The following is a 14,147-nucleotide window of genomic DNA, read 5'->3' as shown; positions in this document are numbered from 1 at the left end:
TGGCATGTAGTGGCGAGGGAACGAAGCCCCGACCGGGAGAAGGCCGAGAAAATGTATCTGGACAGCGGCGGCGAGATGAAATTGAAAGACATCGCCGCCACCCTCGGCCTTGGAGATACGCAGATTCGAAAGTGGAAAAGCATCGACAAATGGGACGAGAAGCTGAAAGGTAACGTTACCAATGATGCGAGAACGCCGAAAAGTAACGTTACCAAACGAAAGCCCGGCGCGCCGCCGGGTAATAAGTTCGCTGTCGGCAACAATGGCGGCCCGCCGAAGGGTAGCAAAAACGCTCTCGGAAACCGTGGCGGCGATGGCGGTCCGCCGGGGAATAAGAAAGCCGTTACCACCGGAGAGTATGAAACGATCTGGCTGGATACGCTCGAGGAGGACGAACGGCAGCTCGTTCAGAAAGTCGATACTGATCCGACGAAGCAGGCTGACGATGAGATAACCCTGCTGACGATCCGCGAGCGTCGGATGATGCAGCGAATCCAGAAGCTGACGAACGGGCTGACGGAGAAGCAACGGCGTGTGCTGCAGGAGCGAAGGACGGTCAAGGACGTCATGTCAGTGCATGACGAGAAAAGCGGCCAGACGAAGACCGTCGCCATTCCCCGGGATGAATTGGTCATCGTCGAGATCGAGGAGACCGAATTCCGGCCGATCGAAGACATCTTGAAACTGGAAGAAGCGCTGACCCGGGTGCAGGACAAGAAACTGAAAGCGATCGAGCTGAAACAGCGGCTTAAGGATTCCGGGGGTGGAGGCGGAAATGAAGCGCAGAGTTGGGTGGCCGCTATGGATGAGGTTGTCGCCCGCCGTAAGGCAAAGGTGAACGCCGATGAGTAGTAAACCGTATAACGTGGTCGCGACGCTTGTCGACTTGATTGACCTGTATTGGGATGATCCGGTCGCTTTTTCTGAAGACATGCTCGACTTTGATCCGGATGACTGGCAAAAAGCCGCAATGATGGACGTTGCACAGTATCCTCGCACCAGTGTCCGATCCGGTCAGGGCGTGGGGAAGACGGCTTTCGAAGCAGCGCTGGTCATTTGGTTTCTCTGCTGTAGACCGAACCCGAAGGTCGTCTGTACAGCTCCGACGAAGCAGCAGCTTCATGATGTCCTTTGGGCCGAAGTTGCCAAATGGCTCGAGCGGTCCAAGGTGAAGAACCTGCTTAAATGGACGAAAACCAAGATTTATATGATCGGCCATGAAGAGCGCTGGTTCGCGACGGCCCGCACGGCGACGAAACCGGAGAACATGCAGGGATTTCACGAAGACTACATGCTTTTCATTGTAGACGAGGCATCCGGCGTCGCCGATCCCATTATGGAGGCGATCCTCGGTACGCTGTCCGGCGCCGAAAACAAATTGCTGATGTGCGGCAACCCCACTCGGACGAGCGGGGTTTTTTACGATTCCCATAATCGGGATCGAACACGCTTCCGGGCGCACAAGGTCGACAGCCGGGACAGCAAACGGACGAGCCGAGAGAACATCCAGATGCTGATCGACAAGTACGGTGCCGAAAGCGATGTCGTACGCGTCCGGGTATATGGGGAGTTTCCGAAGGCGGAAGCTGACGCCTTTATCGCACTCGAGCTCGTCGAGTTGGCTGCGGGGTCATCTATCGCCCCGGTCGGCGATACATTGCATCTGGGCGTCGACGTTGCACGCTTCGGGGACGACGAAACGGTCATCGCACCACGGATCGGCATGAAGGTATTCAAGCTCAAATGTTACAACAAGCAAGACACAATGGTCACGGCTGGATGGGTAATCAATACCGGTAAAGAGACGCTTCGTCAGTTTCCGCAGCTTCAGCGCGTCGAGATTAAGGTGGACGACAGTGGCGTCGGCGGCGGCGTGACGGACCGGCTCAATGAGGTCATCCGCGAGCAGGGCTTGAAGAATTGGCACGTGATTCCCGTGAATAACGGATCAAGACCCATGTCCTCCGAGGAGGAGCATTACGAGAATCGCGGCACGGAGACGTGGGCGGACTTGCGTAACCTGCTGCAGGAGTGTTTCTCTAAGCATTTGCAAGGGGAGCCGGTCGGGTTGGAGTTGCCGGACGACGATAGGCTCATTACGCAGCTGACTCAACGGAAATATCGTATGACGAGCAAAGGAAAGATCGCTTTGGAACGTAAGGAAGACATGAAAAAGCGCGGTCTTGATTCGCCGGACCGGGCGGATGCCGTCGTGCTGTCGTTCGCGAAGGATGATCGGAAAAAGGCCGGCGCATGGGGGAGGTGATGACTTTGAAAAGAGGATTTTCGGCCTTATCCCTGCTGATGCAGCGTAGCGGACTGGCCGGGCTTCTCGGCAAACAGTTCGGAGGCCGCCGTAATATGTATGACGTGCTGGGGTACAACAAGAACCCTCGTTACGACGATTACTACGCACGGTATGAGCGGCAGGACATAGCCGGGAACGTCATCGACAAGCCGGCCTCCGCTACGTGGAGACACGCGCCGAAGCTCAAAGAAGATGACGACGAGAACAACGAGACTGCGTTTGAGGCCGCATGGAATACGCTGACGAAGCAGCTCGGCGTCAATCAGTACATGGAGCGCATCGATAAATTGGCGGGCATCGGGCACTATGCCGTTTTGCTTATTGGGGTCCGTGGTTCCGGGGCCTTGAACCGCCCCCTGAATCCCGGTAGCCTTCGGGGGCCAGGGGATGTCCTTTACTTGACTCCCTATGGCGAGAAACGAGCAACCATCAATAAATGGGACACCAATCCGAATAGTGCTCGTTTTGGACGGCCAGAAGAATACCGGATCGATTTTGCGATCGATGGCAGCGGGATCAACGGCACGGCTTTTTCAGCACAGCAGCAACTCGTGCACCATTCCCGGGTGATTCATGTGCCGTCTGAGGGATTGCTTGAAGATGAAGTGTTCGGTCGCCCGCGGCTCAAGCGTGTGCTGAATCTGCTCGATAATCTTGAAAAGGTTGCGGGCGGTTCGGCGGAAATGTTTTGGCAGGGCGCATATAAAGGCTTGCATGCGGATTTGCGTGACGACCACACTCTCGAGCCAGGAGAAGGTCAAAAGATTTCAGAGGAAATCGACGAATACATTCACGGTCTGCGCAGGTACATCCGGACGTCTGGAATGGACTTGAAATCCTTGGATAGTGAAATCGCTGATCCTACCGGCCATTTCGAGATTCTGATGTCCTTGATATCCGGGTCAACAAACATCCCGAAGCGTATCCTCATCGGTTCGGAGCGCGGCGAGCTTGCCAGCTCCCAGGACGAGACAAACTGGGTTGCTTTTATCAAGGAGCGCCAAGAACGATACGCGGAACCTTTGATCCTGCGGCCGCTCGTGGACAAGTTGATCGCGATCGGAGCATTACCGTCTCCGGGCGATCCTTACAAGGTGGATTGGCCCGATCTGTTCGAGTTGGATGACAAGGATCGGGCCGACATAGGATTGAAGAAGGCGCAGGCGATCAAGGCATATGCCCCATTCGGCGAAACAAATCGGGTTGTCCCGGTTTCTGAGTTTCGGGAGAAGGTTCTCGGATTGGAACCGGATCACCCGGAATTGGAGAAGTTGGATGGCGACGATGAACTGGACAACGGCGATGATGCCGATGTGGAATTTGTTGAGCGCAGCAGGCGAAGGAGTCTTGATCCGGAAGGGGAGGAAGACGTGTGAAGCATTTATCGGTTCTTCGTGCCAATACGGACTCCACGATACGTCGTGAGTCTCTGGACGGTATCGAATACCTCGTAGCTCCGGTTGTTGCCGTCCGGGAAGGCGTTCTAAACGGCGAGCTTCTGCTGGCGGAAGAAATCGGTGCTTATGTCGATGCATGGAACGGTATTCCGCTTCCGATCGGCCATCCGATGGACCGGGGAATGCCGATCAGCGCCAACACCCCGGAGCTTATCGCTTCCGATAGCGTCGGCCGTTTCTTTCGGGCTTCCTTCGACGGAAATGCGCTTCGCGGCGAAATATGGGTTGACATCAACAAGTGCCGGGAGCTCGGCGGGCGAGCATTGACTGCACTCGAACGATTAGAGCGAGGCGAGCCTCTTGAGGTATCGACGGCATATTTCAACGATACGGAGCCTGGCGATGGCAGTTTCAACGGCGTGTCCTACAATGGCATACAGCGAAATCTTCGCCCCGACCATCTGGCGCTTCTTCCTGATGAGATCGGGGCTTGTTCGTGGAGGGACGGCTGTGGAGCACCCCGGATCAACTCACGGGAAGGAGGTGAGAAAAAGACGATGAGCCTGTTTGCCAAAATGAAGGAATTTGCAACTAACCTGTTCCGTGTTGAGGGATCGGAATTGACCGGGAACGAGGCGGATTTTCGAACGATTCAAAACGGACTCGAAACTGCCATGACGGCAGCCACCGGCGACGCAATGAGATTCCTGATCCGTCGGGTATATTCTGACTATTTCATCTATCAGGAAAGTACAGCAAACGGTTTTGACGGGAGGCTGTGGCGCCGTAACTACACGGTGGACGTAGAGGGGAAGATCACTCTCGGTGATCAAACCGAAGTACGGCACGTTGAGACATACGAACCGGTAACCTCGAATGCTTCGACCACAGAACAGCCGCAAACCAATCATAATCAAGGAGATGATGGCGTGAGTAAGAAGGAGATTATTAACGGACTTATCGCGAATGGCCGTACTCAGTTTGCGGATATTGACCGCGTATGGCTGGAAACTCTGACGGAAGATCAATTGAGCAGGCTGTCCCCTGCGGCTAACTCCCAAGAGGAGCAGAAACCGCCAGCGCCGACGCCTTCGGCAAATAGTAAACCATGCGGTTGTGGCAGCACAGCGCCAGCGGCCAACGCGGGGGCGGCAACCGATATGCCGCCAGCAAGCAACCAAACGATGGAGCAGTTTATCGCCGCGATCCCTGACGGCGACCTTCGGGATTTCATCACGAACAGCCAGCGGAACCAGAAGTCTCGCCGGGAAAAGCTCGTTTCCGATCTTTCGGCGAATAGCCGGTGCGCTTTCGACAAATCGGAGCTTGAGCAGATGAGCACGAACGCGCTCGAAAAGCTGGAGCGATCTTTGGCCGTTGACGATTACAGCGGCAGAGGCGCGCCGAACATCAACAGCTACTACGGCGGTAACGACGACGAGATTCCGGCGCCGCCTGCGGTCTTGCTTGCGAAAAACGATAAGGAGGCGAATTAATCCATGTCCAGCTCGACAACTCCCAAAAAGACAGTATTAAAAGGCGATCCGCTTCGAAAGGAAGGAGCCGCTGGAGCTGCCGGCATCATCCCGGGGCATCTGGTTACCCGGAACAGCGCCGGCGCGTATGTCGTCCACGGTACTGCTGGCGGAAACGCAGCACCGACCTTTGCAGCCGAGCAGGATTTCCTCGGTTCCGACATTAACACGGCATATGCAAGCGGCGACCGAGTTCAGGTCAACTACTTCCGCCCTGGTGATGAGGTGTATACGTTCCTCGATGCCGGCCAGAATGCGGCTAACGGCGCTTACCTGGAATCGTCGGGGGATGGAACGCTGCGTGTTCACACGGCGCCTTCTATCAATGAGGGTGGTAGCGCGACGGTGACCGTCAATACGCGGGCCATTGTTGCCCGGGCCTTGGAGGCCGTAAACAACAGCGGCGGGTCCGATCCCGTACGCATCAAAGCGGAGGTGCTGTAAACCATGACCGAAACAGCTAAATTCTCTACACCGCAACAATTCGCCGCAAATGCAGCGCAAAAGCTGCTCAAGGCCGGCATGAATGTGAACGCCCTGCGGACGAACGGGCTGCTTCGCAAGGAAGAATGGGTCGAATTGGACCGCGAGGTCGTTAGTATCGCTCGTGCGCGCCTGATCGGGATTGCGGACCTGCAAGCCTTGGGGCTGACCCAACCGCTCGGTGGATTGGGAACATTGATCAGCCAATACGAAGCTGAATCGGACATGACGCCTGCGAACATCGATATGTCTGGCGTGGCCCGTGGCGAAGAAGACGACCAAGAGTTTGATCTTCGGTCCGTCCCGATTCCCATCGTGCATAAAGATTTCCGGATTAACATTCGACGGCTGGAAGCTTCGCGTCGTTTGGGTGACTCGATCGATACGACGCAAGCGGGCACAGCTTCGCGGCGGGTGTCCGACGGCTTGGAGGGCATGTTGTTCCGCGGCGCCGGTGTCACTGTTCAGGGCAATACGATCTATGGATATACCTCGCATCCGGATCGCAATACCGGAACTGCGGTTGGGGTGTGGTCGACAATCGCCAACATTTATCCGACGGTGCTGGACATGGTGAAGAAGGCACATGCAGACCACATGTACGGGCCATACATGCTGTATGTTGCTGGGGACGTGTGGCCGGATTTGCTCGCGGTCCATGATGACGGCAGTGGGCAGACCGCGCTCGATCGTGTAAAACGCATACCGAACCTTCGCGACGTGAAGGCGGCCGACGAACTCCCGGACGGCAATCTCGTGTTGGTACAAATGACGAAAAGCGTTGTTGACCTTGCGATTGCACAGGACATCGCGACGGTCGAATGGCAGACCGAGGGCGGCATGGTTACGAATTTCAAGGTCATGGCGGCCATGGCTCCGCGCCTGAAATCGGACTACGACGGCCGTTGCGGGATCGTTCACTATACCGGCGCATGATTGCGCTGCAGGAGGCTGAGAACTGATGAAGTACCGTTGGAAAGGCAAGAGCCCGCATACCCATTATGCGGACGGGGTTAAGGTCTTGATCGAACGCGGGAATCTGTTCGAGCCAACCCAAGCGGAAATAGCTGCGTTTGGCGACCTGATGGAGCCGGCAATCATTCTTCCCCCGACGGTGGCCACTGCTGACAAGACTGACGATGAGTTGGACAAGCTCCGAGAAAAGGCGAAGGCCCTCGGAGTGAAGAGCACCGGCAACATGGGAAAGGATCGGCTTTTGAAGGAGATTACCGAGAAGGAAGCGGAGTTTTCCGAAGCGCTGCGGAAAGAGGAAGAATTGGACCGGCTTAGTAAAGAGGCTGCGGAGCTTGGCATCGAAGATGTAGGCGTAAAAGATGCGGACGAATTGGCCGCGGAAATTAAAGCAAAGAAGGGGTAATCGCATTTTTGCGGTTGCCTCTTTTTTGTATTGGAGGTGGCCGCCATGCCCCGAATTGCCCGGACGCGCATGCCAAACCAATATGCGCGTCAGTATTTTCGTGAAATTAAGCGCCGAATTGATGCTGACACGGCCAGAGTCCAGCAGGCTTTCCATGAGGAGATCATCCCCCGCATTCTCCGGTACCGGCGCGCGCGCTCCGGCCCTGCGACGAATAGCCGGCGGCTGCGGATTAATGATGAGTTGGACGAAATCCGCCTGATCCTCGAGCGTCTACGGGAATTGACAGAAATGCAAGAGTTCGTGACGACTGTTATCGAGTTGGTTGCCCGGGAATTCGTCGACCAGGTCAACGCTTATTCGCGCGCGAACTTCCGGCAGCAGGTCGTCCGGGTATTGGGCGTTGACCCGACATTGAGCGAGCCGTGGCTCGGCTCCCTATTGGAGACATTTGTCCAGGAGAACGTGAAACTGATCAAATCGATTCCAAGGGATTACCACGATAAGATTGACACTGCCGTATTGCAGGGCGTCCGCCGCGGCGACTCAACGGCTGAGATCGGGCAGAGAATCGCGGAGCTCGGGGATGTATCGGAGCGGCGAGGGCGGTTTATCGCCCGCGATCAAATCGGGACAATCCACGGCGAGTTGACGAAGCGCAGGCAGGAAAACGCCGGCCTTCCCCGATTCCGCTGGAGCACGTCCCATGATGCCCGCGTTCGGGACTCGCATCGGCACCTGGACGGTAAAGTGTATACGTGGGCGGAAGGCGCTCGAAACGATCGCGGCGAGCGCATCTGGCCGGGAACGGATTATCAATGTCGTTGTACGGCGGAAGTCGTGCTCGAGGACTTGCTGGGAGAGGAGGAGGACGATGGCTGACACGACTATCGAGCGCGTCAGGGCGATTGCCGGGCATCTGCGCAAACTGCCGGACTCAACGATCGAAATCTATATCGAGGATGCGAAAGAAGAAGTTACACGATACAGAGTGCCGGGTGATCGTGAAGAGAAGTTGCAGCGCTATCTGGCCGCGCACCTTGGAACTCTCCAGAATCCCCGGCCGACCGATCAGAAAGTAAAAGACTTGTCGCTCTCCTATAACCGTGCAAACGGAAAGGGGCTCGAAGCGACTGAGTATGGACAGGAATACAAACGGCTACTTCGGCAGGCATGCGGCACGCTGCGGGTGATGTGATGGGCGTAAAGATTAAAGATGTCAACCGCATTCCGGACCTGATCAAGATCGTCGAACAGTTCAACCGCAAGCGTATCGAAATCGGCGTATTCGGCGAGAAGGATTCGTTCATCTCCATGATCGCCACGGTCCACGAATTCGGAATGATTATTCGGCCGAAGCGCGGGAAATTTCTTGCCATCCCGACGGAAAAGGCGAGGGACAAGCGACCGCGTGATTTCCCCGATCTGGTCTTTGTCCCGACACGCGATGGGAAATCCGGGCTCTTGATCCGGGAGACGAAGGGCAGGGGGCCGGGGCGGACCGGGGCGAGGACGGACATTTATTTCATACTGGTCCGATCGGTCAAGATCCCGGAACGTTCGTTTGTCCGATCGACATTCGACGAGCAGGAGCGAACATGGGCGAATGCCATCGGGCGATTGCTCGGGCAGGTCTTTCATGGGCAAATCTCGATCGACACCCTTTTCGAACGGCTCGGCCTGCTCATCGTGTCCGACATCCAGCGGACAATCCGAGAAATCAACGATCCGCCGAATGCGCCGATCACAAGCTCCAGGAAGAAAAGCAGTAACCCGCTGATCGACTCTGGTCGCATGCGGCAATCGGTGACGTACAGGGTGGTGACCCGGTAATGTTCCAACTATTCGACTTTTCTGATCTGTTCGCCGACTGGGAAACCGATTTTCAACGGCTCCAGAAAGGCGGCGGGCACTACGATTATGCACATGGTGGAAAATGGGTGCCCGGCTACGGCGATCCCATTGACATGCAAGGAATCGTCGTGCCGTTTTCCTATGCCGAATTGCAGTTTGGCTCTGGAGGGACGTATACGCAGGACGACCGGGTCGTCTTTGTTCGGAAGCCAGTTTCGCTCGATATCGACGACCGAATCATATACGACGGACACGAATACCGCGTCCTCGAGCAAGCCGATTACACCGAATATGCTAACTTTTATGCCTACCTCGCCAAACGAGTGAACACGAAAGGACGTGATCCGCTTGCTGGAACTGGCGACAATCCGTAATACGATCATTGCCGGACTGTATACGAAGCTGGCGCGCCCTGTCATTCGCGCAGACGGCGATGGCGATGTCCCCGACTATCCGTATGTGGCCTATTCGATCACGTCCCCGTATATCGATTCGTACGGCCATGATGCGGAGCGGTGGTTCAACGTCCCGGGCGGCATTGGCGTGGAGTTGATCAAGCATATCGAATGCGCGTTATCCTTCTCCTGTTATGCCGAGGACGAGGACGCCGCACAAGCGCTCTGCTTGCGGATAATAGAGCACTTTTCCCGCGAAGCCCGTGACGACCTTCGGGAAACTGGCATTGTTGTTGTAGGCGTGTCAGGCGTACAAAATCGGAGCGTGCTGCTTGTGGAGCATTACGAGCGCCGATGGGGCGTCGACGTGCGTTTCCGTGTCATTGATAGGAGCGAGATCATTGATGCGACAGGCGGCTATATTGAAACTGCTGAGATTACAAATGAAGGAGGTTGACCGTTATGCCCATTCGCGACGTAACAGTCACGATTAATTTGCTGCAACCGGCCGGGATCACCGGGTTCGGCAAGCCGCTGATTCTTGGCACCAAAACAGGCGGCGCGACCTACAAAGAATACTCCGATCTGGCCGGACTGGCTCCAGACTTCGCATCGTCGACTGACGTGTACAAGATGGCTGCTGCACTTTTGGGACAGGGCCAAAACTCGCCGGCGTCGTTCGCTGTCGTGGCCTATGATGGAATGAGCGGCGACGCTGTGACGACGCTGCAGGCTAACTGGGACCGCGATTGGTACTTTCTCCTTGCCACGGAGTCGGACGTCGCAGACGTAAAGCTGATCGCGGACGCCGTAGAGGGCAAGGGCTTCAAAATGTTTGCCACTCGTGTTGATGATACGACGGATTTGGCGACGCTCAAGGCGCAGGATTACGATCGGACGTTCGTCATCTACCATAGCAGCGCGACTGAAGTGGCGAAGTATCCGGACGCTGCATGGGTCGGAGCCCGCGGCTCCGTACCTGTCGGTTCGGTGACTTGGAAATTCGCGCAGCTCATCGGGATTACGGCCGATACGATCGGCACTTCTACCGTTGAAAGCGTGGATACAGGCGGCGGGAATGTTTATGTCATGCGCGGTGGACAGCCCCGGACTGGCGAAGGTAAGACGGTATCGGGCGAGTTTATCGACGTCATCATGTCGAAGGATTGGGTGCAGCTGAACATCGAGAACTCCATTCAAACGTTGCTTAACAATAGCCCGAAAATCCCGTACACAAACGCGGGCATCGGTCAAATGGAGGGCGCGACCATCAACGTCTTAAAGGCCGGCTACAACCAAGGCATCATCGCTGAGGATGACGACGGTATACCGTTGTACTCGACCAATTTCCCGAGCCGCGAGCAATCGAATGCGGCGGACCGGGCAGCCCGCAAATATACCGGGGCGACGTTCACATTCGAGTTGGCCGGGGCGGTCCATGAGTCGACCATTAACGGCACGATCACGGTGTAAAGGAGGGTGAACCATGCCACAAATTGCAAGCTATGATGCAAAAAACGTTTCGGTTACCGTCGACAGCGTCTTTATTACCGGATTCGCCGAGTCGACTTTCGTTGAATGTGAGAAAGCCGAGGATACGTTTCAAACGAGCGTCGGCGCCCAAGGGGACGTCGGAATAAGCGAGGTGAACAACCCTCTCGGCACCATTAATTTGACGGTGCAGCAGACGTCGCCCTCGCTCGCCTACCTTAATCGACTCGCGGCAAGCAAGCGGATTGTTCCCGTGTGGGTGATCTCCCAGAACGAAGTCAAGGAAAAGATCGGCGGTACGCAGGCGCGGGTCATGAAAGGCGCGCCGAGCTCGTTCAGCAATGCGATCGAGTCCCGGGCATTCCAAATCCAAGTATTCGACTATACACAAGAATAAGGGGGCTGCGGCTCCCTTTGTTTTTGCCAATAAGATTATTCCGGAGGGATTATTCATGAGTGCGAACGGAGAGAAGAAACCGAAACAGTTGGTCAAGACGATTGGCGGGGTAGAATATACGTTCCAGTTTCCGGGTGTCCGTAAGGCGGTTCAGATTTCGGATGCAAGCAAGGACCGATTTGGGAATATGAGATCGGAAGCACTCTATGAGCAGTTGATGGAGCACGTCATTGTCCTGCCCAAAACGAATTGGGATTATTGGGATGACCATATGGACCACATGGAGGAAACATTCGGCACAGCCTTTCGATTTCTTAACGGCGTCGAATAAGCCGCCCAATCACTATGAGCGGCAGGCACAGCGAATGTCCATTTATTGGCGGCTTGTATTTGAGGGTGGCATCCCTCCGTCTGAGGTCGATCTGTTGAGCTGGGACGACCTGCTGGAGGCAAACGCTGCACTTGATATGTTTGGGAAGGGAGGAGGTACCTGTCCATGGCTGGCGAAGCGGTAAGGAGCCTTCACGCTGATATTGGCTTTATGATTGACGATCTGCCTTTACGTAAGCTTGAACGTATGTTAGACCAGCTTAAGCAACATATGCTCGGAGGCGCTGCCGAGCGGTATGAGAAAGATTTACGCGAGACCGGGGAATCCGCCAAAGAAATGGCTTCAAAATCCGGCAAAGCGGCCAAGGAAACAAAGGAGATGGGGAGCGCAGCGGACCAAGCATCAGAAGATGCGCGGGAGTTGGGTAACGAAGCCGAGAAGACTGCTTCACGAATGCAACGCCTTGGCTCGGCCGCCAGAAGTGTCGGAAACAGCATTGGTTCAGCATTTAGCCGTCTTCACTCATATACCAACGGATTCGAACGCCTTCGAAATGAATCGACCTCCGCCATTGATTCGATACGTAGGGGATTCCTTTCGCTCGGCAGCACGGCACTTAAAATGCCGTTCACTCTCCCGGCCGTCGTTGCGGGCGGATCACTAGGGTATGGTGCTGTTTCCGGTACAAAAAAGGCGCTTACCTTGGCCGGAGAAAAAGAAAACGCCATGCTCGCCATGTCCTTCTTCGGCAGCAGCGAGGAGCGCGGGCAATCGATCTATGATCAACTTGTTAACTTTGCAGCGACTACGCCGTATGGGCTCAATTTTACCCGTGAGCAGGCTACAGGCCTGATGGGTATGTATAAAGGGATGCAAGGCGATGCCTTCGATGCTGACAAGATGATAGGGAGCTCCATGAGGGCGCTTCGGGGATTCGGTGATGCTGCCGGCTTGACGGGTGCGGGTGAGGGCGGCGCTGATAGGGCTCTCCTCGGGTTCCGGCAGATCGGCACGGTCGGCAAACTTCAGCTTGAGGAGCTGCGGCAAGTAACGGAAAACCTTCTTATTCCGATGGAACTCATTCGGAAGGAACTCGGGCTTACCAAAGAAGAGATGGCAAGTATTGGCGACCTGAATATAGACGCTGAAAAGGCGATGAACGCGATTCTTCGGGCGCTAGAGAAGAACTTCGGCGGCGGTATGGAGAAGCTTTCGAAAACTATGCTTGGTATGACCTCGCAGTTGAAGGACACATGGCAGTTATCCGTTACGGCGATCGGCGACGGCATGGCCGTTCCGGTTAAGCGAATTTTGACCGATCTCGTCGGTACGACCGACTTCACCTCGGACGAGTTCAAAAAGTTTGAAGCTCGCCTTCGGGGGTTCGGAGCTAGCATTGGCTCAGTGTTCGAAAGTTTGTATAAGGAAATCAAGGTTCGTGGATCAGCAGCGTTTGAGCATATCCGGACCAACTACCTCGACAACGAGAAATTTCAGAAGCTTCCTTTCAATGAAAAAATAAGTTTCGTTCTAGGAGACATCAAGAGTCAATTTGATAAATGGTACGAAGCTGATGGCCGGACTATGATCGAATCAGGGGCACAAAAGTTTGTTGATTTCACAATTGGAACTATAGAAAGCAACCTTCCAGGGATAACTTCTATGGGTGTAAAGATAGGTTCTTCAATTGCTCAAGGAATGATCTCAGGAGTAACGGATGCCGCAAGGGATAATCCAGCATTAGCCGCTCTTCTAGGATTTATTGCAACACCTGGTGGTATACCTGCCAAGCTAATCGGTGGCTCTGTAGCTGGCGGAACAGCACTGATTGTTAAGGGGGACGAGAAGGCACGTGAATTTATCAGCAGTGGCGGTTTCCAGAGTGCAGATGTGGCCAAGCAAAAGTTCGAAGCTATTAATGGAGCAAAGGCTCCGGATTGGATTACAGATGTTGACCAGTTGAATCCCGCGAGTGCCAAGTATTATCGGAACGATCCCCGGTGGAATGGCGTAGCAGCACCTGGCGACTCGGTAGAAACAATCAAGTCAGGATTTCAGTCTAGCGGGGGAATGAAGCAGCAAATAAGCGACGATCAGATAAAGGGACTTCAAAATTATCTTGGGGGAGTCGTCGACGGTTCTAACAAAAACGGACTTTCATTCGTCCCTTTTGACGGTTATATTTCTGAACTCCACCGAGGCGAGCGCGTCCTGACGGCAGAGGAAAATAAGCGTTTTTCGAAAGGCATATTCACAACTTTTGAAGAACCGAGCTGGCCCGACAGCGAAAACAAACGCCACACCCTCGGCGTCAGCGATGAGCAAATCGAGGCGCTAAACCGAACCGAACGGGTTATGGCCGGCGAGGACCGTCGTCAATCAGCGAGCCCGGGCGGATCGTCCAATGCCGGCATGGGGGCGTTCAGCCCGACAATACACCAAAACTTTGTGGTCAACGGCGGCGAGCCCGGCCGAGTCGAGAAGGAAGCGCGTAACGGCACGGTTGATGCATGGGAAGAAATGTGGCGATCGCTTGGGCGCCGCAATCCATTCGCCACTGAGTTTTAAGGAGGTGCGA

The 14,147-nt window shown here is 55.2% G+C and carries 16 protein-coding genes; all 16 read left to right on the top strand.

What is annotated here, in order from left to right; translation table 11 throughout:
• The first annotated feature begins 9 nt into the window (after positions 1-9).
• The gene (gene terS, locus FE783_RS12730) at positions 10-852 is read left to right on the top strand and encodes a phage terminase small subunit (protein WP_138879749.1); all 843 of its coding nucleotides are present in this window, start codon (positions 10-12) and stop codon (positions 850-852) included.
• Entirely contained in the window at positions 845-2,266 is a 1,422-nt protein-coding gene (locus tag FE783_RS12725) for a DEAD/DEAH box helicase family protein (protein ID WP_138879748.1), read from the top strand. The genes terS and FE783_RS12725 overlap by 8 nt, the downstream gene beginning before the upstream one ends.
• Positions 2,267-2,271: 5 nt before the next feature.
• On the top strand, positions 2,272-3,684 hold the full coding sequence (locus tag FE783_RS12720) for an anti-CBASS protein Acb1 family protein (protein ID WP_158301767.1): 1,413 nt from the start codon (positions 2,272-2,274) through the stop codon (positions 3,682-3,684).
• Positions 3,681-5,201 carry a DUF2213 domain-containing protein gene (locus FE783_RS12715; protein WP_138879746.1) on the top strand — a complete coding sequence of 507 codons (1,521 nt, stop codon included), beginning with the start codon at positions 3,681-3,683 and terminating at the stop codon, positions 5,199-5,201. Before FE783_RS12720 ends, FE783_RS12715 begins: the two co-directional genes overlap by 4 nt.
• Positions 5,202-5,204: 3 nt before the next feature.
• Positions 5,205-5,684: a hypothetical protein gene (locus tag FE783_RS12710; RefSeq protein WP_138879745.1), complete on the top strand. Its 480-nt coding sequence runs from the start codon at positions 5,205-5,207 to the stop codon at positions 5,682-5,684.
• A gap of 3 nt (positions 5,685-5,687) precedes the next feature.
• Positions 5,688-6,659, top strand: a complete 972-nt coding sequence (locus tag FE783_RS12705) for a major capsid protein (protein WP_138879744.1) — start codon at positions 5,688-5,690, stop codon at positions 6,657-6,659.
• Positions 6,660-6,684: 25 nt separating this feature from the next.
• Complete coding sequence (locus tag FE783_RS12700; RefSeq protein WP_138879743.1) at positions 6,685-7,101, top strand: hypothetical protein; 417 nt, start codon at positions 6,685-6,687, stop codon at positions 7,099-7,101.
• Positions 7,102-7,146: 45 nt separating this feature from the next.
• Positions 7,147-7,983, top strand: coding sequence for a phage head morphogenesis protein (locus FE783_RS12695; RefSeq protein ID WP_138879742.1), 837 nt, complete (start codon positions 7,147-7,149; stop codon positions 7,981-7,983).
• Positions 7,976-8,299, top strand: coding sequence for a DUF4054 domain-containing protein (locus FE783_RS12690; RefSeq protein ID WP_138879741.1), 324 nt, complete (start codon positions 7,976-7,978; stop codon positions 8,297-8,299). The genes FE783_RS12695 and FE783_RS12690 overlap by 8 nt, the downstream gene beginning before the upstream one ends.
• Entirely contained in the window at positions 8,299-8,934 is a 636-nt protein-coding gene (locus FE783_RS12685) for a hypothetical protein (RefSeq protein WP_138879740.1), read from the top strand. Before FE783_RS12690 ends, FE783_RS12685 begins: the two co-directional genes overlap by 1 nt.
• On the top strand, positions 8,934-9,329 hold the full coding sequence (locus tag FE783_RS12680) for a hypothetical protein (protein ID WP_138879739.1): 396 nt from the start codon (positions 8,934-8,936) through the stop codon (positions 9,327-9,329). Before FE783_RS12685 ends, FE783_RS12680 begins: the two co-directional genes overlap by 1 nt.
• On the top strand, positions 9,304-9,807 hold the full coding sequence (locus FE783_RS12675; RefSeq protein ID WP_138879738.1) for a phage neck terminator protein: 504 nt from the start codon (positions 9,304-9,306) through the stop codon (positions 9,805-9,807). The genes FE783_RS12680 and FE783_RS12675 overlap by 26 nt, the downstream gene beginning before the upstream one ends.
• Before the next feature lie 5 nt (positions 9,808-9,812).
• Entirely contained in the window at positions 9,813-10,823 is a 1,011-nt protein-coding gene (locus tag FE783_RS12670; RefSeq protein ID WP_138879737.1) for a DUF3383 family protein, read from the top strand.
• A gap of 13 nt (positions 10,824-10,836) precedes the next feature.
• Complete coding sequence (locus tag FE783_RS12665) at positions 10,837-11,238, top strand: phage structural protein (protein WP_138879736.1); 402 nt, start codon at positions 10,837-10,839, stop codon at positions 11,236-11,238.
• Positions 11,239-11,293: 55 nt separating this feature from the next.
• Positions 11,294-11,569, top strand: coding sequence for a hypothetical protein (locus tag FE783_RS12660; RefSeq protein ID WP_138879735.1), 276 nt, complete (start codon positions 11,294-11,296; stop codon positions 11,567-11,569).
• 165 nt (positions 11,570-11,734) lie between these two features.
• Positions 11,735-14,137 (top strand): tape measure protein, encoded by a 2,403-nt coding sequence (locus FE783_RS12655; RefSeq protein WP_138879734.1) that lies wholly within the window; start codon positions 11,735-11,737, stop codon positions 14,135-14,137.
• Positions 14,138-14,147: the final 10 nt, after the last annotated feature.

It is taken from the genome of Paenibacillus mesophilus, assembly GCF_005938385.1.
Lineage (GTDB): Bacteria > Bacillota > Bacilli > Paenibacillales > NBRC-103111 > Paenibacillus_AB > Paenibacillus_AB mesophilus.
This window is presented reverse-complemented; position numbering and strand designations above follow the sequence as displayed.

Coding starts and splice junctions, on each gene's coding strand:
- FE783_RS12725 (WP_138879748.1), top strand. CDS start 845: ATGAGTAGTAAACCGTATAACGTGGTCGCGACGCTTGTCGACTTGATT.
- FE783_RS12710 (WP_138879745.1), top strand. CDS start 5,205: ATGTCCAGCTCGACAACTCCCAAAAAGACAGTATTAAAAGGCGATCCG.
- FE783_RS12705 (WP_138879744.1), top strand. CDS start 5,688: ATGACCGAAACAGCTAAATTCTCTACACCGCAACAATTCGCCGCAAAT.
- FE783_RS12700 (WP_138879743.1), top strand. CDS start 6,685: ATGAAGTACCGTTGGAAAGGCAAGAGCCCGCATACCCATTATGCGGAC.
- FE783_RS12695 (WP_138879742.1), top strand. CDS start 7,147: ATGCCCCGAATTGCCCGGACGCGCATGCCAAACCAATATGCGCGTCAG.
- FE783_RS12690 (WP_138879741.1), top strand. CDS start 7,976: ATGGCTGACACGACTATCGAGCGCGTCAGGGCGATTGCCGGGCATCTG.
- FE783_RS12685 (WP_138879740.1), top strand. CDS start 8,299: ATGGGCGTAAAGATTAAAGATGTCAACCGCATTCCGGACCTGATCAAG.
- FE783_RS12680 (WP_138879739.1), top strand. CDS start 8,934: ATGTTCCAACTATTCGACTTTTCTGATCTGTTCGCCGACTGGGAAACC.
- FE783_RS12670 (WP_138879737.1), top strand. CDS start 9,813: ATGCCCATTCGCGACGTAACAGTCACGATTAATTTGCTGCAACCGGCC.
- FE783_RS12665 (WP_138879736.1), top strand. CDS start 10,837: ATGCCACAAATTGCAAGCTATGATGCAAAAAACGTTTCGGTTACCGTC.
- FE783_RS12660 (WP_138879735.1), top strand. CDS start 11,294: ATGAGTGCGAACGGAGAGAAGAAACCGAAACAGTTGGTCAAGACGATT.
- FE783_RS12655 (WP_138879734.1), top strand. CDS start 11,735: ATGGCTGGCGAAGCGGTAAGGAGCCTTCACGCTGATATTGGCTTTATG.